We start from the raw sequence: 24,410 nt of genomic DNA on the forward strand, positions 1-24,410 counted from the left end.
AATTTTGTACACTTCTTAATAAATGACTGTTTTTATCATGAGCTGAGATTTCCTTGCTCCAAGACGCTCCGCCCTAAATAAAAAAAGCCGAGATTCATTTTGACATCCACAGCTCATCTTTTGATTATAAATTTTTCATTGCACGAACTGAAACCAGACAACTCTCTCCATTACTCATTTCAACGATACGTTCTTTTTTCTGAATCTTCTCTACATGATTTTTATTGATCAGAAATGATTTATGGCAACGGTAAAAATCTTCGTATTGATCTTCAATATCTTTTAAAGCACCATAGAACTCTTCTTCTCCATTTTCCAAGTGCATAATTACTTTATGAGAAGAAATGGAAAACTCAAAGAAAATAATATCATTGATGTCTACTGATCGAATCGCATCTCCATACTCATTATTTCGAATTGTTTGTATATTTTTCTGTAAATACAATGTGTAGACACTACTCCAAAATAGTAAGGCCAATGCCAGCTAACTAGAAATATTTGCCAGAATAACAGTCAAAACAACAACATAACTAATATTGATCTTAAAATAAAATTTCTGAAACAGACCGGAAACTGAATTGATCAAATTCCAGAAATAACCCGTCATATTTTCTAGATTTTTCCCTGAATCCAAGTCGCTGATTTTTTGATTATAGTAGCTCATCAAGGTTCCTGCTCTTCTAAACAATCAAAAAGTCTAAGTAAAGGTAATTTCTTTCCATTTGCCTCTTGGATCATTTCCAATGTTTCATAGGGAATCATCGGAAGCCTATGCTGTCCCTTTTTAATAAGTGTCAATAAATTATCTCTATCTTCTGTTACTTCCTCCAACACCTCTTTCTCCACATTCATTCTTATCATCACCTTCTTCTCATTTATGATTACACTAAAGCAATCAAATAAATAGGTTACTTATATTCTAGCTAATTCTTTCAGTATCAGGTGATATTCTCTTAAACTGTCTATTTCCTTTCTTTTTCTCCCATATAAACGTTTAGGAATTCCTGAACGTAAAAAAGAGCGGATTTTTTATAATTCTTAAAATTTTCTTGCTAATCCCTTCCAAATATGATAAATTAATCAGGTATGAGCAGAAAACCATCGCTCCAAGATCAAAGCAAAGGAGGAAATTCACAATGGCAAAAGTATGTTATTTCACTGGTCGTAAAACAAGCAGCGGAAACAACCGTTCTCATGCTCTGAATGCGACAAAGCGTACTGTTAAACCAAATCTGCAAAAAGTTCGTGTACTTGTAGACGGTAAACCAAAAAAAGTTTGGGTGTCAACTCGTGCTTTGAAATCTGGTAAAATCGAGCGTGTTTAATAGAATATATACAAATCAAAATCCTGTTTTCTTACATGAGAAAACAGGATTTTTTTATTGTATATTTTGAAAACCACTAGCTACGCCTATGATTCAGAATATCTTTCAGAAAGAAAAAAAACTCCCAATATACTGACAGATATTGACAAAAAATGTCCCCCTTCAGCTTTGTAAAATGCTGTATCAGCATGAACTGATTCTTATGACTCAACTCACTAAGTATCAGCTCAATACAGTGATTGTCTCCTGTGTGTTTCTGCCTTATAACTTGAATAATCCATTAAAATCTCATTCAGAGACTAATAAGGCTGCTCCACCTTTTTTAGATAATCTCCTGCATTATTTATCAACGAATAAAGCTCTGACAGCAAACCCAATCCCTGATAGTCCGAGACCGCAGTCTGAGAGAAGAAGAGAAGCTCCTTTTCTCCGGTAACTTGTTTCGTCAATTGCTGCATTATATTCGGTGCAGCATGAATTCTTCTGTAATCCATCAGCTCATCACTGATCTGCTCACAATAGTGATTGTCATATGGATTAATCAGAAGAAAATTGACCCTTACAGCCACATACTCTTGCCATCTGCAGGAAAGAAAAACTCACCTACTTTCAAAGCTCAGTACATAGAGCTCATGAAAGTGATTGGAAAATTTTTGTTTAATCCCCTTAAACTGATAGACTTAGATTGACCGCCTGCTATCAAACGTCGTAATTCTTTGTTCCACAGTCCTTCTCATTTTCCTTCTATCATAATTGAAACTCAAGCGAATGTATTGAACAAAATAGATAATAAAAGAACAGCTGGATTTTATTTGACCAGCTGCTCTGTTTGCTTATTCAATTATTTCTGTTTTGATGTACTCTCGGTACACTTTTTTTAAACAAAGTTTAGTCCCTGCTTTGGATGACTGCAATCACTCCAGAGGTAAAGGAGAAAGATGCTGTCTGTCCAACAAATTCATTACTTGCATATGAAGTTGGAACTGGAACCTGATGCTGATTCAGCAGATACTTACTGTCCTTAAGTGTCAGATCATTCACTGGTGTCAGACAGCAGTAAGCCAGATAATTCATTCCGACTTCTCTTCCAACTGTATATTCTCCCGGCAAAAAATATCGGATGCTATTCTGTCGATCCCTTAAACCAATTTGTTGAGTATATGAACGAAAACGCTCCTCCAGCGGCAGCCAGAGATTCGCGAGAAAATGATCTAAACGTCCGCCCGTTGCACCAATAATTGTCACTGTTGCTTTCGGAAACCGTTTAAAAACCTGATCAAGAGCCAGCTGCGTATCTGTATCGTCTTTTTCAGGCTTGGACGTGATAACCTCGACTGCTTCCTTTTCTACATAAGCTTTTTCATTGGCACTCAAAGAATCAAAATCACCTACAGCTAAATCCAAAGGCCAGCCCTGTTCCAAGATAAACAGACTTCCACGGTCAACACCGGCAAAATAATCAAATTCAGAAGAATGAATCGCCGGCCATTCTTCATTTGAGCCGCCAGCAACGATTAATAAATTCATTGATTCAACACAGCCCGTAATGCATCAATCCGCTCTTTTGGATCCTCTGCACTATAAATATAAGAACCTGCTACAAATACGTCTGCACCTGCATCTTTACATTTTTGAGCTGTTTCAGGAACAATCCCTCCATCTACTTCAATCTCATAAGTATACCCCTTTGTTTCTCTCCACTCTTTTAACTGAGCAATCTTACTCAGCTGGCTTTCAATAAAGCTTTGTCCGCCAAAGCCCGGATTTACAGTCATAATTAAAACAAGGTCTGCTAAATCCAATACCTCTTCAATAGCGGAAAGAGGTGTACCTGGATTAACTACTACGCCGGCTTTGACATCAGCCTGTTTAATCATCTGCATTGCCCGGTGAATATGCGGCGTGGATTCTTGGTGTACAGTAATAATATCTGCACCTGCTTCTGCGAATGCCTTAATATAGTTTTCCGGCTGCTGAATCATCAAATGTACATCTAAAGGCAGCTTAGTTGTCGGACGAATCGCTGAAACAACATTTGGACCCAGCGTAATATTCGGAACAAATTGTCCGTCCATTACATCCACATGGATATAATCGGCACCCAGCTTCTCTACTAACTGAATATCTCTTTCCAAATTTGCAAAATCTGCGCTCAAAATTGATGGGGCTATTTTCATAGTATGTATCTCCTTTGATTTTATTGATATCCGCCCGCTCTTTCAATCCATGAAGGATGAGTGGATTTCTTCTTCAGCTACTTGCTATTATTTTTAATAAGACCGTCTCCATTAAATAAATCAGTTTCCTTTTTTCTTCTTGTAAATGGGTCGGCGGTCTTCAATTTCTGAAAGAAACTGCAAATAATTATCATACCTTGTCTGAGCAATTTCTCCTGTTTCAACTTGCTTTTTGACCTCGCAGCCAGGTTCTTTTCTGTGCATGCACTCTCGAAACTTACAATGGGGCGCAGCTTTTACAAATTCAGGAAACTGTTTGGGTAATTCGACTGCATTCATTTCAAGAAAATCAATCGAACTAAACCCAGGAGTATCTGCAACCAGACCTTCGTACAGAGGAATAAGCTCCACATGTCTAGTTGTATGCTTCCCGCGCCCAAGAGATTCGGAAATCTCTCCAGTTGCCAATTGAAGCTCCGGTGAAATTTTGTTTAATAAGGTGGATTTCCCTGCACCGGACTGCCCCATAAAAACGGTCAGACGGTCCGGAAAATATTGCTCCAGTTCTCGAATCGATGCCTGATCATCGATAGAATCGTCTCCAAAAATAATAGGATAGGATGGCTGATACACCTTTTTGATTTCCTTCAGCAGTTCTTTTTCTTCTTCACTAAACAAATCGATTTTTGTTAAATAAATGACCGGTTCGATCTCCTTGTATTCCAATGTCACTAAAAAGCGATCCAACAGGTTATAGGAAAAATTCGGTTCTACTACACTCATCACGACAACACCAATGTCGACATTGGCAACTGACGGACGAACTAATTCATTTTTTCTCGGTAAAATCTCCAGCAGGTAACCATCTGTCAAGTTATCGCTTTCAAAAATTACATCGTCTCCAACCATGGGAGTAATGTTTCGATTGCGAAAATTCCCTCTGGCTCTTGTTTGAAATGTTTCACCTTCTGCATAAACATAATAAAACCCGCTCAATGCTTTTCTAATTTGACCGTTCAATGTATCCCTCCTAACCAATCCGAATATACAAGAAAAATCGAGAAGATGCAAGGACTGTCCATGTTTTTTACCGAATTGAACATATCATTCATTAAAAATTTTGAATAAGCAATTATAATTGAAACTCTTTAAACATATAAAACAACCCGAAAGAGCCGTTTTTTCGGAAAGTCGCTGCACTCTTACCTCTTTGATAAAAAAATCCTTTCACCTAAATTGATTGCTGTTCTCCCCCTCTGATAATTGAAAAAGCACCGGAACCGCCAATTTCTGACATGCTCCGATGCTGCATTTAAGTTTACTTGTAAAAACAAACAGCTGTGGTCTTTCTATTCACCTTCGGAATCTTCTGATGAAGGAGATTCATTCTGTGTCGGTCCGCTGGAATAATAGATCGTAACCGTTTCTCCTTTTTCAAGACTTGTACCGGAGGACGGATTTGTTCTGATTACTGAATCTTTTGTTTCATTCGAAGTTTCCACCTGTTCAGATACCTTAAATCCTTTTTTCTCCAGCTCAGACTTAGCTTCTGATCGTGACATCCTCACTACATCAGGTACTTCCACCATTTCAGCACCGGAGCTGACTACCAAAGTGATTTTTCCTGTCTTCGGGTTAAACGTTGAACCAGCTCCCGGGCTTTGAGAAATCACATTGCCCTTGGCTACAGTACTGCTGGATTTTTCTTCTTTAGAAATACGATCCTGACTCACCCCTAAAGCAACCAGTGCATTTACAGCATTGTCATAGCTGTAGTCTTTATAATTGATCAGTGTCGTATTATCCGATCCGCTGCTGACTGTCAGTGTGATTTCATCATTCACCGGATCAAAAGAAGTTCCGGCTCCCGGATTTTGGCGGATAACATAGCCTTCTGTTACTGTATCACTTGCTTCTTCTTCATATAAAATATTTTCTTCTTTAATACCCAAAGCCAGTAAAGCGGCTACTGCATTCTCGTAAGAATAGTCAACATAATTATCCAAAGAAACATTTTTCGGGCCGGTACTGACTACCAGAGTCACCTGATCATTCTTAGGATCAACTTCTGTTCCCTCTTCCGGTGTCTGACGGATAACTTTATCTGCATCGACTTCCAGACTATTTTCTTTTTCAATTTTTATATTGCTCTCAAGGAAGCCCAGCTTCTTCATCGCTTCAATCGCATCTTTTTGTGTCCAGTCTGTGTAATCATCTATCTTGATTTTTTTGTTGCCGGTACTAATATAAAGAACAACAGACTTCTTCTTCTTCACGCTGGCACCTGCAGCAGGATCTGTCTTAACCACTTTTCCTTCTTCAATCTCATCATCCGGAAGTTTTTTTACTTCATCTGTTACTTCAAGATCTGCGGCTTCCAGCTCTTTTCGAGCCTCTTCCTGTGTTTTGTTTCTAACATCAGGAACCATCACCTCGTTCTTGCCTCCACCGGCAAAAAATAGAACAGCTCCGACTGCCAACGCTATAAATAACAGAACAAAGAAAATTATAATAAATTTCTTTCGTCTCTTTTTCGGCTTTGTTTTCTCTTCCGGTTTTTCTTCAACAGAGGCTCCTTCTGTTTCATCTCCCAGAGTTTCTGAAGCAGCAAGAGCTTCTGCCGCCTGAGTTTCATCCAAAGGGGTCAAAACCATTGTTTCGCCGTTCAATGCTGTTGGTTCCCATCTGGACTCATTTAGCCGGTCCACATTCAAGACAGTATAAAGGTCTCTTGACATTTCCTCCGCTGATTTATAGCGGTCGGCAGGATCCTTGGCTGTCGCATGCAAAACGATATTTTCCAGCGATTGAGGAACATTGGAGTCAAATGAGCGAACAGACGGCATTTCCTCCTGAAAGTGTTTCAAAGCAATAGTTACCGCTGATTCTCCATCAAACGGAACAGTTCCTGTCAGCATTTCATACAAAATAACACCTACTGCATAAATATCTGACTGGTTTGTCGCCATGCTGCCTCTGGCCTGTTCTGGAGAAAGGTAATGAACAGAGCCCAGCATTGTATTGGTTTGAGTAATTGATGTCTCAGACAGCGCAATTGCAATACCAAAATCTGTAATTTTAACAACACCATTTTCATCAATCAAAATATTTTGCGGCTTCAGATCCCGGTGAATAATGCGGTGTTCATGTGCAAGGGAAACAGCTGATAAAATTTGTTCCATAATATCAACAACTTGCGCATACATAATTGGATAATAGGTATGGATGTATCGTTTAAGGTCCATTCCTTTAACATATTCCATTACCAGATACTGCAGTCCATCTTCCTCGTCGACATCATATACACTGACAATATTAGGATGAACCAACTCGGATGCAGCCAATGCTTCTCTTTGAAAACGCCGAATGGCCGCTTGATCATTTTGGAAGTCAAACCGCAGGACTTTCACTGCAACATCCCGATCCAAAATCAAATCATGGGCTAAAAAGACATTGGCCATTCCGCCGCTGCCGATATTACCGATAATCTGATAGCGGCCGTTTAATTTTCTGCCGATTTCTATCATCGGTTACTCCTCCTCACTCTTGTCAAAGTGTATTACGAGAACGGTGATATTATCAACGCCTCCTGCTTCATTTGCCAAAGAAATCAGCATTGCCACTTTTTCTTCCAGCGAAATTCCAGAAATAAGAACAGTTAAGATCATTTCTTCAGAAACCATGTTTGTCAGACCATCCGAACACAGCAGCAGGTAATCGCCTTCTGCACTGCCATGGTTGGCAACATCCACTTCAACGGTTTTCGGCATTCCCAGCGAACGGGTCAGTACATTTTTTCGAGGATGATTGAACGCCATTTCCTGCGTAATTTCTCCGGACTTCACCAATTCATTGACAAGAGAATGGTCCTCAGTCAACTGCATCATCTGCTGATTCCGTACTAAATATGCGCGGCTGTCTCCGATATTAGCCAAAACAAATGTCTCACCCAGTAAAACTGCACTGACGATTGTTGTGCCCATTCCTGAATATTCCGGAACAGACTGGCCTTTTTCATAGATTTTTTCATTTTCTTCCTGAATCATTTGAATCAGCCATTGTGCGGCTTTATCAGCTGAATCAATATCGTTTTCTGTCCACCGTTCTCCCAGGTAATTGACTGCCATCTGACTGGCAACATCACCGGCCTGATGCCCACCCATTCCGTCAGCAAGAAGTGCCAGCGAAATGCCGGCTTTATTCTCAAATACGCCTGCATAATCCTGATTTGTATTTCGTTTACGCCCAATATCTGTTTGAAAATTGATTTTCACTTGTTCCACCTCATTTAAGAAACTTTCTGCATGCAGCAAATAAAGAAACCGTCTGTTAAAAACTGGTGCGGATAAATTGTCAGCATTTGATCTTCTATTGAAGTTTCAAGAATCTCACTAACCTGCACATCAATTTTTTTAAACTCGGGATGCTTCGATAAAAATGCTGCCACCACTTCCTGATTCTCTTCTTTCGCGATCGTGCATGTGCTATAGACCATTATACCCCATTGCTTTAAGGTCTGCGCAGTATTTTCAAGGATTTCCAACTGAATTTTCGGCAGCTGTTCAAAATCCCCAGCGGTCTTATGGTATTTAATATCCGGTTTTCTTCTCATTAGTCCAAGTCCTGAGCATGGCGCATCTACTAAAATACGATCAAACGTTTCTGCCGGAAAGTGTTCATTTACTTTTCTGGCATCCAGCTCTTTCGTTTCTACCAGTCCAGTCAGTCCCAATCTTGCTGCATTTTCTTTAATCAGCTTTATTTTATGGGGATGAATATCCAGTGCCGTAACTTTCCCGCCTTTTGCTGCATCTAGAAAAGCGGCAATGTGAGTTGTTTTACCCCCCGGAGCTGCACAGGCATCCAAAACCCGATGCTGTGCTTCCACCTGTAATGCTGGGGCTGCCAGCATGGAGCTTTCATCCTGAATAGTAATTTCTCCGGCTTTAAACAACTGACTGCCAGCCAAAAATCCTTTTTCTGCGACAATTCCATAAGGCGAAATCTCACTTGGAACAGCTTCAATTCCATCTTCAGATAATTCTTCAATCACTGTGGTGCGATCCAAACGCTGTACATCCACCCGTGCACTGGCATGACTTCGTTCAAACAATGACAAACCCAGCTTTTTTGTTTCGTCTATTCCAATTTGACTCACTAATTTTTCTGTCAGCCACAAAGGCATACTGATCTCTGCAGAGAGCCGTTCCATAGGATCGCTGATTTTTTCCACTTCTGGAAGACCTTCTCTTTGAATCGTTCGCAGAACACCGTTTACAAACTTGCCGATACCGCTGTTGCCTCTTTCTTTGGCAATCTCAACTGCTTCATTGATAATCGCATGATCCGGAACTTTATCCAGATAAACAGATTGATAAATCGAAAGAATCAGCAGATTTTTTACCCAGTTATCTACTTTTTTTGCTTTTTTTATGAATGGAGACAAATAATACTCCAACAATAATTTTCTGCTGAGTGTACCATATACCAGTTCAGTAAACAAGCGGCCGTCCTGAGCAGAAAGCTTTGATTTTTCAATCATTTCACTTAACAGCAGATTGGAGTACGCACCGCCTGTATCAACACGTTCAATTGTTTCCAGCGCAGCATAACGGACAGAGTGTCTGATCTTCGCCGAGATTTTCTTTCCCATCTAGTCCACCTTCTCCATTTCTTTCACTGTCTGACCTGAGCCGTTTAAAAATTCTTGAATAGACAGTCTGCCTTTTCCGGAAGGTTGAAGACTATTCAAAGAAAGAACTGTACCTTCCCCGCAGGCAATCCACAACTCTTTTTTAGTTCGTTTAATAATCGTCCTTGGTTCTGCTTCAGTAGTTTCCAATAACGGAGAAACCTCCCATAATTTCCAGTTTATTCCCTGATAGGTCGTGAAAGCAGTCGGCCAAGGTCTCATTCCTCTGACCTGACAATCAATCTGTTCCGCAGTTTTTTGCCAGTCGATTTTTTCCTGCTCTCTGGTAATATTCGGAGAGAATGTTGCCTGTGACTCGTCCTGAGGAACAGGCTTAAGCGCTCCAGACAGGATTTCAGGCAATACTTCCAAAAGCAGTTCTTTTCCTACAACACTCAACTTGTCAAACATTGTTCCTACATCATCCTGTGTCGAAATAGGAATACTTCGTTGAGCATAGATCCCTCCTGCATCCATTTTTTTGATCATTTCCATAATGGTTACACCTGTTTCTTTTTCCCCATTTATAATGGAATAGTGGACAGGTGCACCACCGCGATATTTTGGTAAAAGGGATGCATGTACATTCACCGCCCCCAATACAGGTGCCTGCAGCAGGCGTTCCGGCAAGAACTGACCAAATGCTGCGGTTACAATAATATCCGGCTTAAGAGCAATTACTGTTTCCATTTCCTCGGAGCCAGATATTTTTTCCGGCTGCAGTACCTTCAGACCGTGCTTTAATGCTGCCTCTTTTACAGGAGGAGCTGTCAAAATTCTTTTTCTTCCGACAGGACGATCTGGTTGTGTTACTACTGCTGCTACTTCATACCCGGCTTCTAAAAGACCTTCTAAAATGGGAACTGAAAATGTGGGCGTTCCCATAAAAATAATTTTAGTCATCCAACTTCTCCTCCATATATGCATCCAGATCTTCTGGAGCAATTTCTTCAATGATCTTATCAATGAACACTTTCCCATTCAAATGATCAATTTCATGCTGAAATGCACGCGCCAAATAACCATAGGCAGTCACTTCAATTTCTTCGCCTTCCCGATCAAAGTAACGAACCGTTATCTCTTCAGAACGTTCAACAGTCCCATATCTATTGGGGATACTGAGACAGCCTTCCACATCAATATCTACCCCGTTTCTTTCAATAATTTCAGGATTGATCAGCTCAAAACGTCCAGTTTCTTCATCGATTTCAATGACTGCAAGTTGAAGGTTCTTTCCTATCTGCGGAGCTGCAATCCCGATGCCGTCATGGGCTGTCATGGTGTCATACATATCATCTAACAGCTGTATAATCTCATCTGTAATCAGTGTCACTGGTTTTGCTTTTGCGGTCAACTTGTTATCAGGGTAAAGCACGATTGGATAACGCATTCGCTTTCCTCTTTTCTAACATCTATTTCGTCATTAATTGAATATTTCCTGCTTTTGCACTTCTTATGAAAACTTAAATAAAATTCATCGGCTCTGCATCAATCGATACTTTCAACCCTTTGGCTGCTCCTGCCTGCGTATCCGTTAAGATTTTCTCCAGCAGCTCCTGAAGCCGAGCCTCTTTTTTATATTTGATAATCATTTGATAGTAATAGCGATTATTTATCCTCATAATTGCTTTAGGTGTCGGCCCCAACAAAAGACTTTGATCTGAAAGTCCTTCCTGAAGCTCTTTCATAATCGAAAACATTTGCTTGGCAGCAACATTTTCTTCCGGATGGCTGGCTGTAATCTGAACTGTAAAATAAAACGGCGGATAATCGCCTCGATGACGAATCTGCATTTCCTTTTGATAAAAGGCTTCATAATTCTGGATTCTTGCCAGCTGAATCGCATAGTGGTCCGGATTAAAGGACTGAATCACTACTTCACCGGGTTTTTCTGCCCGCCCTGCTCTGCCGCTGACCTGTGTAAGAAGTTGAAACGTTCGTTCACTTGAACGAAAATCAGGCAGATTCAACGCGGTATCTGCATTTAAAACCCCTACCAGTGTGACATTAGGGAAGTCTAACCCTTTTGCAATCATCTGCGTACCAAGTAGTATGTCCGCCTCCTGATTCTCAAAAGCAGAAAGAATCCGTTCATGTGCTCCTTTACGACGCGTCGTATCAACATCCATTCTCAAAATTCGTGCCCCGGGTAAAAGCTGCTGCAGTTCTTCTTCTACTTTCTGCGTACCCGTACCATAGTAGCGGATTTTATCACTGCTGCAGTTTGGACATTGATGGGGAATCCCTTCCTCATGTCCACAGTAATGGCATTTCATTGTTTTTGTATCCATGTGCAGCGTCAGTGAGATATCACAGTTTGGACAAGGCACAACAAAGCCGCAGTCCCTGCACATAACAAAGGATGAATATCCTCTCCGATTGAGCAGCAGCACACTTTGTTCTTTACGCTCCAATCTCTCTTGAAGCTTATTCTGAAGCAGCTGAGAAAAGGTTGAAATATTCTTTTGTCTGACCTCTGAGCGCATATCAATCACATCAATCTGAGGCAGTGACGCTGCACTGTTTGCACGTTGGGTCAACAGCAAATGCCTATAGACTTTTTTCTGTGCACGAGCTCTGGATTCAAGTGAAGGAGTGGCACTTCCCAGGATGACAGGACAATGATGATATGCTCCCCGCCAAATAGCTAAATCTCTGGCGTGATATCTGGGCGTTTCTTCCTGTTTATAGCTGGCTTCATGTTCTTCATCAATGATGATGACCCCTAGATCAGATAACGGGGCAAATATTGCCGAACGCGCACCAACCACTACCTGTGCTTCTCCCCGCTCAATTTTCCGCCATTCATCATAACGTTCACCATGAGACAATCCACTGTGCAGCACTGCTACTTGTTCCCCAAAACGACTTTTAAATCTCTGAACCATTTGAGGTGTTAATGAAATCTCCGGTACCAGCATAATCGCTGTTTTCTTCTGTTCAAGCACTTCAGCAATCACCTGAAGGTAAACTTCCGTCTTCCCGCTTCCGGTGATTCCTTCCAGTAAATATGTATCAGATGATTCTGTTTTCATGGAATACGTGATTTCTTCTACTGCTGTCCGCTGTTCTTCATTCAACAGCAGTGCTTCTGTCTTTTCAAATTCCCGGTCAGCAAAGGGATCTCTGTAAGTTTCTTTTTCTATAAACCGCAGCCAGCCTTTTTTCTGCGCATCGTTTAATACAGCCGTGCTGAATCCCAGATCCTTCATTTCTTTTACAGCGACTGTCCGCTCCTGTCCCAGGCTTTGTAAATAATATAACAGCTCTTCTTTTTTTTTGGCTCCTTTGCGCAATGCTTCCTTTTCCTCTTGAAGCCGTTCAAAATCCATCGCTGCCTGAATATACCGAACTGTTTTTACTTTATTTTTCGTTTGGACTTCATAGCGAATATCAACTTTTTGCTCTGCACGCAGCTGCATCAGTTTCGGCAGAATGTTTCTCTCAACTGCTTCTTCCCATGGAATTTCATCAAGACCATAAAACAGCTCATCTTGAAGTTCTTCCGCAATTTCATCAGTCAGATAAATATATTTATGATAGGCTGCACGCATAACACTTGGCAGCATCGTCTGTAAACATGTAATTTTAAAGGAAAATGTTTTAGTTTTCATATATTCTGCCAGTTCCAGCATTTCTTCATCCAAAACGGGCTTTAAATCGAGGATTGAAATAATCTCTTTCCATTCATACTCAGAGAGCTGTTCATCAGAAAGCTGTCCAAGACCAACTATAAAGCCCTGAACATGACGATCTCCCCGACCAAAGGGAACCTCCACTCTCATGCCCACAACTATCTGACTGCTTAAGTTTGAAGGAATCAGATAGGTAAACGGCTGATCTGTCTGCATCGCCGGAATGTCTACAATTATTTGTGCAGCGTTCTTCATTCTGATCCTTCCTTTCTATGTACTGAAAATCTCTTTGCTTATTGTACTAAAGAATCCGACTTTTGTCTTGCTGCTCCGCCGTTTCTTAATAAAAAGACACAGTGCTTTATGCAGCTGCAGCCTAATTCCAATTAGTTTTAGGGCGTGTCTGAAAAGTTAATGGCATTCGAATTTTTCAGTGATTTTTGTTGAAATCAAGGAAGAAAACACAGCTTATGTGGTTCATAAGCGGGTATTTATGACGATGAGTTCGATAAAAATCATCAAACTATTCGCCGCTTGAATTTTCAGACATGTCCTAGGTATTCTCACTGAATTAGTTTAAATAAAAAAAACGGCTGGGAGTCAGTAATTGCCCCAGCCAACTAGTTCTATTTTATAACTTGCTTTCTTCCCGAATGCGCTCTTCCAGTTCTCTCTGTTCCTGATCTTTCGCCATTCGCTGCTCTTCTTTCGCTGCACGGATACGCTCGCGTTTTTCTTCAGGATTTGGATCATTGATAACCATTGCAGCATCAATTTCTTCCAATGCACGACCAACACTTTTTACAGATTCAAAGCTTTCAATGGTCGGCTGCGCTCCGGCTTCCAATTCATGAGCACGTTTACTTGCCAGAATAACCAAAGAGTATTTCGACGGAACTTCTTCCAATAATGAATCAATAGACGGTTTTAGCATCATTTTGGCTACATCTCCTTTAACATATTAATATATTTGCCGATCACTCGGTCTACTCTGAAGTGTTCACTTGCAATAATCCGTTTGATTCGTTCCACAGCAAGTGATACTTCATCATTTACTACAGCATAGTCATACAATGCCATCATTTCAATCTCTTCTCTTGCGACCTGCATTCGTTTCTCAATTACAGACAGATCATCTGTACCGCGATTGACAATACGGGATTTCAATTCAGCCAAGTCTGGAGGCGTTAAAAAAATGAACACACCGGCTTTGCCAACTTTATCTCTTACCTGTTTAGCTCCCTGCACTTCAATTTCAAGAAAGACATCTTTCCCTTCATCCAATGTCTGGTTTACATAGGAGAGCGGTGTGCCATAATAATTACCAACATATTCCGCATATTCCAGCATCTCTCCGGCTTCAATCATTGCTTCAAACTCTTCCCTCGTACGGAAATAGTAGTCCACACCTTCCACTTCTCCCTCACGCATTGCCCGAGTTGTCATGGAAACAGAATACTGAAAATCATGTTCTTCACTTTCAAAAATTGCTTTTCGAACCGTGCCTTTGCCAACACCAGAAGGTCCAGACAATACTATTAGTAACCCACGCTCTGTCATGATGACTTCCTTTCAAATGGTTTCTTTGTCATTATTTCTATAATGCACTTTTTTTCAACAATTTTCAAGGCTTTCTTATTAAGGTTTTCTAAGAAAATCATTTCTTTCATACAAACCACGCATTCCACCCATAACCATTCCATCGAAATATACATGAAAAAAATAGAATCCGTGCTAAACAACTATGTACAAATTCCGGTACCTGCTGAAGCACTGAGTGAAAAAATTTCCAACTAAATGAGAAAGTTTATTCAAAGAAATGAAACTCAGTTTAAAACAGCTGAAGCACTGTTTGACCTGCTCGGCTCACAGCTGTTCCAGCCATTTCTTCCTCAAACTAAATCCCCATATTGGACAATATATTGACCACACCCATCAATTCATCGCGGCGTTTCATTTGTTTTTCAGCGGGTCCGTCAACTTCCTCTGCATCCACTCGAACGATGTAACGTCGGTCCATCGTTATAAACTTATCCTCATTGACTTGAATATTCAACACCTGATCTGTATAAGAAACACAGGCATCCTGCCATGCTTCAAAGGGTTCTTTCTCAGTCAGAACCTCTCTTTTAATTACTGACTTTCCGCTCAATTCATGAAATGTTATATCATAATATTTTGTCATTCTTCTCACCTCATTATCATTCTGCTCTTTAATTATAGCGTTAAAGGAAAAGGACTGTAACATAAGTATGTCTGAGTCCCCTAAAACCAAATCAGTTGATATGATCGAAGCGCAGCGGAGTGTATCTATTCTCAGTTATTCATTCTATGAATAGTGTTCTTTGACAATTTTCGGATATTCCGCCTTATTGTCATAAATCACTACGATTGACCTGTCAGAGTAGATAATACCTGACTGGTTCTTGATGCTCCTGCGATTACTCGTCGCAGTTAAGTTCGTGCACGTGCTCCTGCGGTTACTCGTCGCAGTTAAGTTCATACACGTGCTCCTGCGATTACTCGTCGCAGTTAAGTTCATACACGTGCTCCTGCGATTACTCGTCGCAGTTAAGTTCATACACGTGCTCCTACGGTTACTCGTCACAGTTAAGTTCATGCATGTGCTCCTGCGATTACTCGTCGCATGGAGAAGCTTTGTCACACCCTCACTCCTATTCGATATTTTGAATCTGTTCACGGATCTTTTCCAAAATTGTTTTCAACTGTACCACATAATTTTTGATTTCTATCGGACTGGATTTTGAACCAATCGTATTTACTTCCCTGTTGATCTCCTGAATAAGAAAATCCAGTTCCCTTCCAACAGGCTCTTCCTGCTCTAACAATTCTTCTAATTTATTAATATGAATTGCCAGCCGGTCCAGCTCTTCATGAATATCTCCTTTTTCCAGAAGGATAGCCATCTCAGTCAGAAGTCTGGTTTCATCCACAGATGTTTCCAGCCAGTCACGCAGCTTTTGTTCAAATTTATCACGATAATCAGATTCATATAATTCTGTAAACTCTCCAAGCCGAGCAACCAGATTGGAAAAATCATTTGAATACTCAAACAAAATTTGTTTAATCTTTTCACCTTCTTGATATCGGCTGCTGTCCACTTTATTAATAGCTGCTTCAACAGCAACCAGTAAACAAGACTCAAGCTCTGCATCTGTTTCTTTTCCTTCGACTATTTCAACATAGTCGGAATTATTCAACAGCTGATTCAGACTTGCTGACGGATCAAATGTATTTTCTCCGTATTGAGTGTATATTTCTTCTTTAATTTCCTGCAGCAGCTGATGGATTAATGACCAGTGAACATGAACTGCTTTACTGCCTTCCCCTATTTTTTTCAGATTGATAAAGACTTCTACCCGTCCTCTTTGAAGCCGTTCTTTAATTTTTTGTCGGATTGCCAGTTCAAAAGAATTGGCCTCTTTCGGCATTCTAAGCTGCATATCCAAAAAACGGTGATTAACGGTTTTTATTTCTACATCAATTTCATAGTGTTCACATTCTGTTTTTTCTTTCCCAAATCCAGTCATACTTTTCATTGACAGGGTGTCCTTTCTACATGGATTTCAGTGTTTCACGCAAGGTTTCAAATTCCTCATTTGTCAGTGTAATGCCCTTACCCATCTTTTCATGACCAGGCGCCCAGTCACGCAGATCAAATTTAGGCGGACGTTCATTCCAGCTCACCAAGTTCAGTTCTTTCCGCCAGCCTTTCGCATTTTCGGAAAGTACTGCAATTTCTTCTACGATTTCATATGAAAATTCAGCCAATAGTTATCTTCTCCCTTTTTGTATATATTCGTTCATCAATACTTCCAGCACCATAGCCGGCAGTCGTTCAAACAAGACTGACAAACGCCGTTGTTTCTCTTCAGCTTCTACATTTAAAAAATTTGTCATCAACTGAAATTGTCTCTTATCCGATAAAAGAAAAAATTCATCATAATATCTTCCCAGCCATTCCTGAACAGAAATCATCCCGTCAAAAGAATTTTCCGGCAGGCTTTCTTCTCCGTCTTTTTCCAGCAGTTGAATAAATTCAGTAACTGTATAAAGCTTATTTGGAGGAATATCTCTTTGTTTTCCAAGAAGCTCCAGTAAAACAAGACTGATATTTTCCTCATACACCCTGTCTTTATAATATCTACGCAATTTCTGATAGATTCTCTTTCGGGATTCCCCGTTTTTCCACAAAGACAGTGAATAATTCTTTTTTATATAGCGGAAAAAGCTTTTCTGAATGGAGACTGCTTTTTTTAAATCTTCATCAAAAGTATACCAATAACCGCTATATTTTTGAAATGCTTTCATGGTTTCCAAATAGCCCAGCTGGATATTTACCTTTGAACGTATCCCATCAAACAACAGCACATTCCCCAATGTCCATGGGGTTTTCAGCACAATTTTCGGTTGCGAGTCCGGCAGTTCCGTTCGTTTTGAAAAGCCCGGTCCCTTTACATCTGCTACAATATATTCTGTAGCTCCATTTTGAAAAGCAACATCTATCGGAACATTATTTCTATAACCGCCATCAATATAAAATTTTTCATCAATCACTGCAGCAGCCATTGCCGGAAAAAAAGAAGATGATGCCAAAAGCCATTGTTTCTGCTGGTTATTCTTACAAGAATTGAAATGAATTACCCGCTCGGTCACACCAGGCAGCTCTGTTGTTACTATATAAAATTCCTGTTTTGCCGATTTGAGCTTTTCTTCTGAAAAAGTATCATCCAGCAACTGCTGTAAAGGTTGAGTTGAAACTCCCTTTGATTGTATGGCTGCCAAAGTGAAGGAAGCGATTTGTCCCAATAATTCAGACAATGTATTTTTCGATAACACCTTCATTGGAAAAGAAAGGATTTTCTTAGTCTCAATTTTTTCCCACATTTCTTTGGCCCGTTCAAAATCATCCTGAATAATCAAAGCCCCGTTTAATGCACCGACTGATGTTCCGGTAATCAGCTCAAATGGAATTTCAAGTTCTTTTAGTGCCTGCCAGACCCCGATCTGATACGCGCCTCTTGCTCCACCGCCACCCAAAACCAGTGCCGTATGGTAATGAAGTTTCCTGCTTGCTGTCCCGTCATCAGTAAAAATATACTCATGCTTCTCCAATACAGCTTGTTCCATATGTGATAACGGCTGCGCAAATGTCATTCGTATTTCAGATTGAAACCTTGTTTTACCGATGAGTTCCAATCCATCGAAAATCAGTTTCCAATTCATCCAGGAAATATCTCTCGTCATTAAGTTGACAATACTTTCTCCTGATATTGTCGCAAACAGCACAGGCTGACTGTTTTTCAGCACGACATAATGATCTGCCTCCATTATTTCCAACTGTTCCAAAAACTGCTGATGCGCAGCAGAATGTTCTTTATAGAAAGGTAATGGCAAAGTGCTGACCTGAATAGCTGAAGCAATATCATACTTATCAGAAGGAACCAGTTTTAGTACATTCACGATGACACACCTCCTCCACTAAAGTATAGCAGAAAAAAAGGAATTACTCTTTTTGCACCCTATTATTCTTTATAAAATCCAGAGTATTCGACCTGCAGTTATTTACATTATTATTTAACTTGTAAAATTTATTTCTGAAAATAAATTTATTTTTCAATTAGCATATCTTAATTATGAAAATAAATAAATTAGATAGACGCTTCTTTAGATTATGAAAAAGGAACTGCCCTCTCTTGGATAACAGTTCCTGAATTACATACTTTTACCTGCTTGTTACTCTATTTCAATTCGTACGTTAATTCCGCTTGGGTCCGGCAGCAAAATAGAAGCTTCCGTCTCACTGATGATTATTTCTCCATTCTTTTCCACATTCCTTTTTACCTTAGTCAAAGCGGCTTTATCCGGAACAAGTATCGTAAAGAAATCGAGTCCAAGATCTTTTTCATCAGGAGCTGGCAATCCTCTTCCTGTCCAGACATTTGTTCCAATGTGGTGATGATAGCTTCCTGCTGCAAAAAAGCTGGCATATTGACCAAAGTGATCTTTCAACCCCATGCCTAATGTGTTCATATAGAAATTTTCAGTTTGCTCCAGATCTGAAACAGAAAGATGAATGTGCCCTATTTTTGTACCTACAGGGAATTTATCTGTTTTTTCATCACGACTTGCCAAAACACCTTCTGCATCCATTTCGACTGTGATACCGATAATTTGTCCGTCTGGGCGAACATCCCATTCTGTTTCCGGTTTATCGCTATAAATTTCGATCCCGTTACCTTCCGGATCTTCCAGATAGACAGCCTCGCTATAACCATGATCAGACGCCCCAATAATTGCAGTATTGTTTTTCAACAGGGAAAAAAGTGTATTGCCCAAATCTTTTCTTGTCGGCAGAAGAAAAGCTGTGTGATATAGACCAGCCTTTTTTGCTTTCATATTGGGATTCTGTACTTCTTTTAACTTCAGCAATTCTGTACTATTGCCTTTAATACCCAATACTGCACTGTCATCATCTTTTCCCAGTATATCCAAACCGATAATCTCTGTATAAAAAGCCACTTGCTTTGATAGATTGGCTACTTTCAGCCCAACAGTTCCTATATGGGCTGCATTGTTAATTGTAAATGTTTGTGCCATCATGAGACCGCCTCCTAATATCTCTAACTTAACTTAATTATATCACTTACTTTTAGTAAGTTAAAACTTTTTGCTTCCGGCTTCTACAAATTTTTTGTACCTTAATTAGATTAATTGCAAAAAAGTACCCAATTTTCTTCTATTTTCATTTAAAATAGAACTATAGATGTTCAGATAAGCAGAAGCAGTGAAATAATCAGTCTCTAGTTATAGCTGTTTCCTTTAAGGGAAGTGAAAAGAAGTTTTTAGAAGATACATCCATCCTCTTCAACTTATTAGAGTAAATAGAAGACAGTCTTTTTATCTGCGATGTATTTAGAAAATTTAATCAGTTGATCGTTCATTTTTTTCTAAAATAACTGGTTTTATAAGACTGGAATGCATTATAATGGTATAGACTTCCTTACAGTACGATTTAAAAAATTTTGTGTTTTGACGAATATAAAATGAAATAGCATGACAAGCAGAACAATAAATCATAGGAGTTTAGCCCAATAAAAATACTTTTTAGAGTAAAAAAAGAATGTAGGACCTCACGATTCTGCAAAATAAAAACAGTTCATTTTCAAGTATTAATGATGAGCTGGTTTCAAATAGGAAAAGGAGTGCCTTTAGTTTTTAGCGATTCTATCGCTTAGAAATAACGGTCATCGGACCTGAAAAATAGAAGCAGTTCATTTTCAAGTATTAATGATGAGCTGGTTTCAAATAGGAAAAGGAGTGCCTTTAGTTTTTGGCGATTCTATCGCTTAGAAATAACGGTCATCGGACCTGAAAAATAGAAGCAGTTCATTTTCAAGTATTAATGATGAACTGGTTTCAAATAAGAAAAGGAGTGCCTTTAGTTTTTAGCGATTCTATCGCTTAGAAATAACGGTCATCGGACCTGAAAAATAGAAGCAGTTCATTTTTAAGTATTAATGATGAGCTGGTTTCAAATAAGAAAAGGAGTTATTATGCATAAAAGTAAATTGAGTCATTTGATGGTATTATCTAGTTTATTTATTCTATCAATTACGGCGCTGTTTCCCCTAGTCAGCTTTGCTGAAGATGGAACTGCTCCAGAAACAGAAACCACCACCACTCAGCAAGAGAGTATTGCTGAGGATATTATGTCTATCGCCCGCAATGCCGGGTATACAGTGGATGATGTTTATCGTCCTGCTGCCTCCATTGTGATTGAAGCAAATTCCGGGCAAGTTATTTGGGCAGATCAGGCAGATTTAGCTTGGTATCCTGCAAGTATTGCCAAGATGATGACTGTCTATCTGGTGCTTGATGCAATTAAAGAAGGCAAACTGACTTTGGATACCCAAGTGACAGCAACAGAAAGTGATGCCGCAATTTCACAAATTTATGAACTAAGCAACACAACAATTGTCGCAGGAGTAGCCTATCCAGTTACTGACCTGCTCTACATGACAACGCTGGCTTCATCCAATGCTGCAACTGTGATGCTCGCCAACTTGATAACAAGCAACGATGCCGCAGCATTCATCACAATGATGAACGAAAAAGCCACAACACTAGGAATGACCAACACTACCTTTTATAACCCAAGTGGAGCTGCCGCCAGTGCATTTAACGGTTACTATGTCCCAGAAGGAATTGATCCTGAGGCAGATAATACATCCACTGCAAGAGACCTTGCTTTGATGTTCTATCATTTATTAAAAGACCACCCAGAGGTTCTGGAATATACAAATAAATTTCAAGTAACAGTTATGGAAAATACAGAGTACGCAGAAGTTTTGGAAAACTCAAACCGTTCTATTCCCGGCAGCAGTTATGGTTATGAAGGGGAAGACGGGTTAAAAACAGGGGCAAGCCCGGAAGCTGCATTTAACTATGCGGCAACAGCAAAAAGAGGGGATATGCGGCTGATTGAAGTGGTTCTTGGCGTTGGCAGCTGGGAAGATCCTGAAAGTGAAAACTATCGGCATATATTTGGGAATGCTTTGTTTGACTATGGCTTCAACAACTTTGAATATAAAATAGTTCTACCCGCTGGCACTCAGACCGTTAATAATAAAGAAATTATTTTAGAACAGGATTTTTATGGACTGCTGCGAAAAGGGACACAGCCCGAATTTATACTTTCTGACAATCAGCAGCTGCTTTTGTCAAACCAGCTGGAGAAGGTTTCTCCAAGTTTGCCTGCGCCAAGTATCTCTTATCAGGAAAAGAAAACTGAAAACACTGATACAGACGCAGCTGACACTGGTGCTGATAAGGAGGGAAAGAATGCTGCCTCTCCAACCTCTTTTGTTGGTAAAATAAGGCAAAGATGGAAAGAGTATGCAATCAGTATAGTCTTTCTCATTCTATCCATTCTGTTGTTGATATATTCTCAAACGAAGAGCAGCAAATTAAAACAAACACGCAAACGGGCAACAGCTAGAAAACAAACAGCTTTTATACTTGGAGTTACTTGCCTGCTGATTGCTGTAGCTGCTGCAACATTCACCTTTGTTGCCGGACAATGGCTGCCATTTTAAAACAATAAGAGATTAAAAAAAGAAGTGCTCCGTCTCTAATCAGACGAACACTTCTTTTTTATTGCATATTTTCCTACATTGATCCTTTAAACACTTTTGAATTCTTTATAAAATAGTCAACTCCGGAATAGATAGTAAATATCAGACATAGATAAAGCATAAGTACATCTACCGGAATTCCAATCAGATTAAATGGAATATTGTTGATAAACAACAGAATAATGGCAACCATTTGTGTAGCTGTTTTTACTTTTCCCGGCCAAGCTGCAGCCATCACTTCACCATCTTCAACTAAAAGCAAACGAAGTCCTGTTACTGCAAGTTCCCGGCAGACAATAACTGCAACAATCCATGCAGCTGCTTTGCCCTGTCCAACCAAGACAATAAACGCGGTCATAACCAGCATTTTATCAGCCAAAGGATCTGCAAATTTCCCAAAATTCGTTACTAATCCCCGAGCTCTGGCAATCTTTCCGTCCAACCAGTCTGTTACGCTGGCAACAGCAAAAATAATTGCAGCTGTCAATTGTGTGATTTCAAGAGTCGTATCTCCGACTGTCAGTGTTCCCCAATCTAATGGCAGACTGACGACTAAAATAAATACTGGAATCATACAGATTCTAAGTACTGTTAATTTATTTGGCAAATTCAAATTTTTCCCCTCACTTTCCATTTCTATTTTACGTTATTCACTCTTCACTGTCACGATAAACCCTTTTTATCCTATGATAGTAGAACAGTATGCGGAGCGTAGAAGAACTGCTGTCTCTACGAGTCTAACGATTCTCGAGACAAAACGTTAAGCTGTATACATTTTTCTGCGTCTGCGGTGCTCACTACACTACACTTCGTTTCGATCTCATCACTTTCTAAACGGCAGAGCCATTAAGAATTGAAGGACTTCGTTTCGATCCTCGAAGCATGGAGGAACTTGCTCCTACGCTTCTTCGAATGCTCGAATCATACAAAGACTGGAACACCGTTTATTCGGAAATAAGTCGAACTATACTGAAAATATGAGTAGCTATTTTCGTATAGTTCGACTTATTTCTTGAGACAGAACACTTCTGTCACAGTCCCCCCTAAAACAAATAAGTGTGTTCCAGTGTTTCAATCTCTGCACATTCATCAGAGAGTCGCTTCGCATACCATCCTACTATTTGATGTTTTCTTGCATAAACACTCGTTACAGTTTATAGCTTACAAGTAGTGAGCGTTTCTGCCCTTGGTTCTCGGAGCTGAATGCTTTTGGAACAACCTCTCCATGATTAAATTTCTTATTGCTGATACGCAAGAGTCAAAATAATATTTCTTTCACCGATTCCGGTATTGTTAGGATTAAATAGGATTGATTGTCCATTCAGCTTCATATCAATGTACTCTGAAGCACCCAATGCAATTGTCAGACTGGTTACATCCGCAGGAATCTCATATTCCTGTGTCTGTCCGGCTGGAATTGTTGACTGGAACATATAGGCGCCATTAATAATCACCCCAACCCAGCAATTACCTGTAGTAGCTGTAAATGAAAATTTACCTGGCTTAGGTACATCTGTCGCAGTCATATTCACAATTCTGTTTGCTTCATTCTGATAGGTTACAACTGCCTGCTTCTCTTTAGAGCTTTCTGTTGTTGAGCTCTGCTCCGGTTCAGATGAACTACTTTCCGGCGGCTCCGTACTGGTACTTTCAACAGACGAGCTTTCCTCTGAAGATCGTTCCACCACAATGCTGGAAGCAGGCGGTTCAATAATCGGATTTGCTTTTTGATCCTGCCACATAATATAAAAAACAACAATGGCAATTGCCAACCCAAATAGCGACAGAATAATTGCCGGCAAACTCTTAAGCAGACGATTATCATGCTCTTCTTCGTAAATTTGCAATCTCGATTCTTCCAGTGTCTGATATTCCGTCGCAGCTTCAGTTTCTTCTGGAAGATCCTTGCCATCAAAATGATTAATGAGCTCTTCACCATCAAGGTTTACAGCACTGGCATATTGACGAATAAACGCACGGACATAAAAAGTTCCGGGCATAGAATCGAAATTATTTTCTTCAATTTCCATTAGATAGCGCTTTTGAATCTTGGTAATTTGCTGCAGCTCATCTAACGACATATTCATTTGTAGTCGTGCTTCTCTTAATTTTTGTCCTATGTTAACGCTGGCCACTCGTTCATCTTCTCCAGTCTTTCTAAATTCCTCAATACCATCCGCCGTTGACAGGAATAGTCGCTCTAGTTATATAATCAGCTTGATCAGAGAGTAAAAATGCTGCAGCTCCAGCAATTTCTTCCGGCCGGGCCATTCTCTCCAATGCTATATTCTCTTCTATTTCTTTTATTTCTTCATCTGTCCATTGTTGATTCATTGCTGGCTCCACTGCGTCGGGAGCTACTGCATTCACAGTAATTCCAGACTTGTAATTTCCTTGCTGTAAGCTTGGACAAACGCTTCCTG

At 39.9% G+C, this 24,410-nt stretch carries 25 protein-coding genes; 2 read left to right on the plus strand and 23 right to left on the minus strand.

The features are described from left to right. Positions 1 to 124: 124 nt before the first annotated feature. Genes LI951_RS03705 through LI951_RS03715 form a run of 3 tightly spaced genes read right to left on the minus strand, consistent with a single transcriptional unit; the run spans position 125 to position 852 of the window. Positions 125 to 445: a LytTR family DNA-binding domain-containing protein gene (locus LI951_RS03705; RefSeq protein ID WP_229441316.1), complete on the minus strand. Its 321-nt coding sequence runs from the start codon at positions 443 to 445 to the stop codon at positions 125 to 127. Positions 446 to 484: 39 nt separating this feature from the next. Further along, entirely contained in the window at positions 485 to 664 is a 180-nt protein-coding gene (locus LI951_RS03710) for a hypothetical protein (RefSeq protein WP_229441317.1), read from the minus strand. After that, entirely contained in the window at positions 664 to 852 is a 189-nt protein-coding gene (locus LI951_RS03715; RefSeq protein WP_229441318.1) for a hypothetical protein, read from the minus strand. The genes LI951_RS03710 and LI951_RS03715 overlap by 1 nt, the downstream gene beginning before the upstream one ends. Before the next feature lie 284 nt (positions 853 to 1,136). Between LI951_RS03715 and rpmB the strand changes: the two genes are divergently transcribed. Further along, positions 1,137 to 1,325: a 50S ribosomal protein L28 gene (gene rpmB, locus LI951_RS03720; RefSeq protein WP_202065437.1), complete on the plus strand. Its 189-nt coding sequence runs from the start codon at positions 1,137 to 1,139 to the stop codon at positions 1,323 to 1,325. Positions 1,326 to 1,624: 299 nt separating this feature from the next. Here rpmB and LI951_RS03725 read toward each other — a convergent pair whose 3' ends face one another. From LI951_RS03725 to LI951_RS03805, 17 genes are all read right to left on the minus strand, one after another. After that, positions 1,625 to 1,894 (minus strand): hypothetical protein, encoded by a 270-nt coding sequence (locus tag LI951_RS03725; RefSeq protein WP_229441319.1) that lies wholly within the window; start codon positions 1,892 to 1,894, stop codon positions 1,625 to 1,627. A 319-nt stretch (positions 1,895 to 2,213) separates the two neighbouring features. Continuing rightward, the gene (locus LI951_RS03730; protein ID WP_229441320.1) at positions 2,214 to 2,852 is read right to left on the minus strand and encodes a thiamine diphosphokinase; all 639 of its coding nucleotides are present in this window, start codon (positions 2,850 to 2,852) and stop codon (positions 2,214 to 2,216) included. Continuing rightward, positions 2,849 to 3,502: a ribulose-phosphate 3-epimerase gene (gene rpe / locus LI951_RS03735; RefSeq protein WP_202065449.1), complete on the minus strand. Its 654-nt coding sequence runs from the start codon at positions 3,500 to 3,502 to the stop codon at positions 2,849 to 2,851. The genes LI951_RS03730 and rpe overlap by 4 nt, the downstream gene beginning before the upstream one ends. A gap of 120 nt (positions 3,503 to 3,622) precedes the next feature. Next, entirely contained in the window at positions 3,623 to 4,522 is a 900-nt protein-coding gene (rsgA, locus tag LI951_RS03740; RefSeq protein ID WP_229441321.1) for a ribosome small subunit-dependent GTPase A, read from the minus strand. A gap of 329 nt (positions 4,523 to 4,851) precedes the next feature. Beyond that, the gene (gene pknB / locus LI951_RS03745; protein WP_229441322.1) at positions 4,852 to 7,029 is read right to left on the minus strand and encodes a Stk1 family PASTA domain-containing Ser/Thr kinase; all 2,178 of its coding nucleotides are present in this window, start codon (positions 7,027 to 7,029) and stop codon (positions 4,852 to 4,854) included. Between the two features lie 3 nt (positions 7,030 to 7,032). Continuing rightward, the gene (locus LI951_RS03750) at positions 7,033 to 7,776 is read right to left on the minus strand and encodes a Stp1/IreP family PP2C-type Ser/Thr phosphatase (protein WP_229441323.1); all 744 of its coding nucleotides are present in this window, start codon (positions 7,774 to 7,776) and stop codon (positions 7,033 to 7,035) included. A 14-nt stretch (positions 7,777 to 7,790) separates the two neighbouring features. Then, positions 7,791 to 9,155 carry a 16S rRNA (cytosine(967)-C(5))-methyltransferase RsmB gene (gene rsmB / locus LI951_RS03755; RefSeq protein ID WP_229441324.1) on the minus strand — a complete coding sequence of 455 codons (1,365 nt, stop codon included), beginning with the start codon at positions 9,153 to 9,155 and terminating at the stop codon, positions 7,791 to 7,793. Further along, positions 9,156 to 10,097 (minus strand): methionyl-tRNA formyltransferase, encoded by a 942-nt coding sequence (gene fmt / locus LI951_RS03760; RefSeq protein ID WP_229441325.1) that lies wholly within the window; start codon positions 10,095 to 10,097, stop codon positions 9,156 to 9,158. Continuing rightward, the gene (gene def / locus LI951_RS03765) at positions 10,090 to 10,584 is read right to left on the minus strand and encodes a peptide deformylase (RefSeq protein WP_202065464.1); all 495 of its coding nucleotides are present in this window, start codon (positions 10,582 to 10,584) and stop codon (positions 10,090 to 10,092) included. The genes fmt and def overlap by 8 nt, the downstream gene beginning before the upstream one ends. Before the next feature lie 73 nt (positions 10,585 to 10,657). Beyond that, entirely contained in the window at positions 10,658 to 13,084 is a 2,427-nt protein-coding gene (gene priA, locus LI951_RS03770; RefSeq protein WP_229441326.1) for a primosomal protein N', read from the minus strand. Between the two features lie 376 nt (positions 13,085 to 13,460). After that, positions 13,461 to 13,766, minus strand: a complete 306-nt coding sequence (gene rpoZ, locus LI951_RS03775; RefSeq protein WP_202065469.1) for a DNA-directed RNA polymerase subunit omega — start codon at positions 13,764 to 13,766, stop codon at positions 13,461 to 13,463. A gap of 5 nt (positions 13,767 to 13,771) precedes the next feature. Then, positions 13,772 to 14,389 carry a guanylate kinase gene (gene gmk, locus LI951_RS03780; RefSeq protein ID WP_202065471.1) on the minus strand — a complete coding sequence of 206 codons (618 nt, stop codon included), beginning with the start codon at positions 14,387 to 14,389 and terminating at the stop codon, positions 13,772 to 13,774. Between the two features lie 337 nt (positions 14,390 to 14,726). Beyond that, entirely contained in the window at positions 14,727 to 15,014 is a 288-nt protein-coding gene (locus LI951_RS03785; protein WP_202065473.1) for a hypothetical protein, read from the minus strand. A gap of 490 nt (positions 15,015 to 15,504) precedes the next feature. Next, complete coding sequence (locus LI951_RS03790) at positions 15,505 to 16,389, minus strand: YicC/YloC family endoribonuclease (protein ID WP_229441327.1); 885 nt, start codon at positions 16,387 to 16,389, stop codon at positions 15,505 to 15,507. Positions 16,390 to 16,405: 16 nt separating this feature from the next. Beyond that, complete coding sequence (locus LI951_RS03795; RefSeq protein ID WP_202065479.1) at positions 16,406 to 16,621, minus strand: YdbC family protein; 216 nt, start codon at positions 16,619 to 16,621, stop codon at positions 16,406 to 16,408. A gap of 3 nt (positions 16,622 to 16,624) precedes the next feature. Next, complete coding sequence (locus LI951_RS03800; RefSeq protein WP_229441328.1) at positions 16,625 to 18,313, minus strand: patatin-like phospholipase family protein; 1,689 nt, start codon at positions 18,311 to 18,313, stop codon at positions 16,625 to 16,627. A 273-nt stretch (positions 18,314 to 18,586) separates the two neighbouring features. Beyond that, entirely contained in the window at positions 18,587 to 19,453 is an 867-nt protein-coding gene (locus tag LI951_RS03805; protein WP_229441329.1) for a VOC family protein, read from the minus strand. Positions 19,454 to 20,406: 953 nt separating this feature from the next. Between LI951_RS03805 and LI951_RS03810 the strand changes: the two genes are divergently transcribed. Continuing rightward, a complete protein-coding gene (locus LI951_RS03810; RefSeq protein ID WP_229441330.1) occupies positions 20,407 to 21,948 on the plus strand; it encodes a DUF1958 domain-containing protein in 1,542 nt (513 codons plus the stop codon). Between the two features lie 73 nt (positions 21,949 to 22,021). Here the strand turns inward: LI951_RS03810 and pgsA are convergent, their stop codons facing one another. From pgsA to LI951_RS03825, 3 genes are all read right to left on the minus strand, one after another. Continuing rightward, complete coding sequence (gene pgsA / locus LI951_RS03815; RefSeq protein ID WP_229441331.1) at positions 22,022 to 22,600, minus strand: CDP-diacylglycerol--glycerol-3-phosphate 3-phosphatidyltransferase; 579 nt, start codon at positions 22,598 to 22,600, stop codon at positions 22,022 to 22,024. 625 nt (positions 22,601 to 23,225) lie between these two features. Beyond that, complete coding sequence (locus LI951_RS03820; RefSeq protein WP_202065492.1) at positions 23,226 to 24,122, minus strand: helix-turn-helix domain-containing protein; 897 nt, start codon at positions 24,120 to 24,122, stop codon at positions 23,226 to 23,228. A 31-nt stretch (positions 24,123 to 24,153) separates the two neighbouring features. Then, a complete protein-coding gene (locus LI951_RS03825; RefSeq protein WP_229441333.1) occupies positions 24,154 to 24,321 on the minus strand; it encodes an SDR family oxidoreductase in 168 nt (55 codons plus the stop codon). Between the last annotated feature and the right edge of the window lie 89 nt (positions 24,322 to 24,410).

The sequence above is a fragment of the Enterococcus sp. BWT-B8 genome (assembly GCF_020567625.1).
Classification (GTDB): Bacteria; Bacillota; Bacilli; order Lactobacillales; family Enterococcaceae; genus Enterococcus_L.

Coding starts and splice junctions, on each gene's coding strand:
- LI951_RS03710 (WP_229441317.1), bottom strand. CDS start 664: ATGAGCTACTATAATCAAAAAATCAGCGACTTGGATTCAGGGAAAAAT.
- LI951_RS03715 (WP_229441318.1), bottom strand. CDS start 852: ATGAATGTGGAGAAAGAGGTGTTGGAGGAAGTAACAGAAGATAGAGAT.
- rpmB (WP_202065437.1), top strand. CDS start 1,137: ATGGCAAAAGTATGTTATTTCACTGGTCGTAAAACAAGCAGCGGAAAC.
- LI951_RS03730 (WP_229441320.1), bottom strand. CDS start 2,852: ATGAATTTATTAATCGTTGCTGGCGGCTCAAATGAAGAATGGCCGGCG.
- rpe (WP_202065449.1), bottom strand. CDS start 3,502: ATGAAAATAGCCCCATCAATTTTGAGCGCAGATTTTGCAAATTTGGAA.
- pknB (WP_229441322.1), bottom strand. CDS start 7,029: ATGATAGAAATCGGCAGAAAATTAAACGGCCGCTATCAGATTATCGGT.
- rsmB (WP_229441324.1), bottom strand. CDS start 9,155: ATGGGAAAGAAAATCTCGGCGAAGATCAGACACTCTGTCCGTTATGCT.
- fmt (WP_229441325.1), bottom strand. CDS start 10,097: ATGACTAAAATTATTTTTATGGGAACGCCCACATTTTCAGTTCCCATT.
- def (WP_202065464.1), bottom strand. CDS start 10,584: ATGCGTTATCCAATCGTGCTTTACCCTGATAACAAGTTGACCGCAAAA.
- priA (WP_229441326.1), bottom strand. CDS start 13,084: ATGAAGAACGCTGCACAAATAATTGTAGACATTCCGGCGATGCAGACA.
- rpoZ (WP_202065469.1), bottom strand. CDS start 13,766: ATGATGCTAAAACCGTCTATTGATTCATTATTGGAAGAAGTTCCGTCG.
- gmk (WP_202065471.1), bottom strand. CDS start 14,389: ATGACAGAGCGTGGGTTACTAATAGTATTGTCTGGACCTTCTGGTGTT.
- LI951_RS03785 (WP_202065473.1), bottom strand. CDS start 15,014: ATGACAAAATATTATGATATAACATTTCATGAATTGAGCGGAAAGTCA.
- LI951_RS03790 (WP_229441327.1), bottom strand. CDS start 16,389: ATGAAAAGTATGACTGGATTTGGGAAAGAAAAAACAGAATGTGAACAC.
- LI951_RS03805 (WP_229441329.1), bottom strand. CDS start 19,453: ATGATGGCACAAACATTTACAATTAACAATGCAGCCCATATAGGAACT.
- LI951_RS03810 (WP_229441330.1), top strand. CDS start 20,407: ATGCATAAAAGTAAATTGAGTCATTTGATGGTATTATCTAGTTTATTT.
- LI951_RS03825 (WP_229441333.1), bottom strand. CDS start 24,321: ATGAATCAACAATGGACAGATGAAGAAATAAAAGAAATAGAAGAGAAT.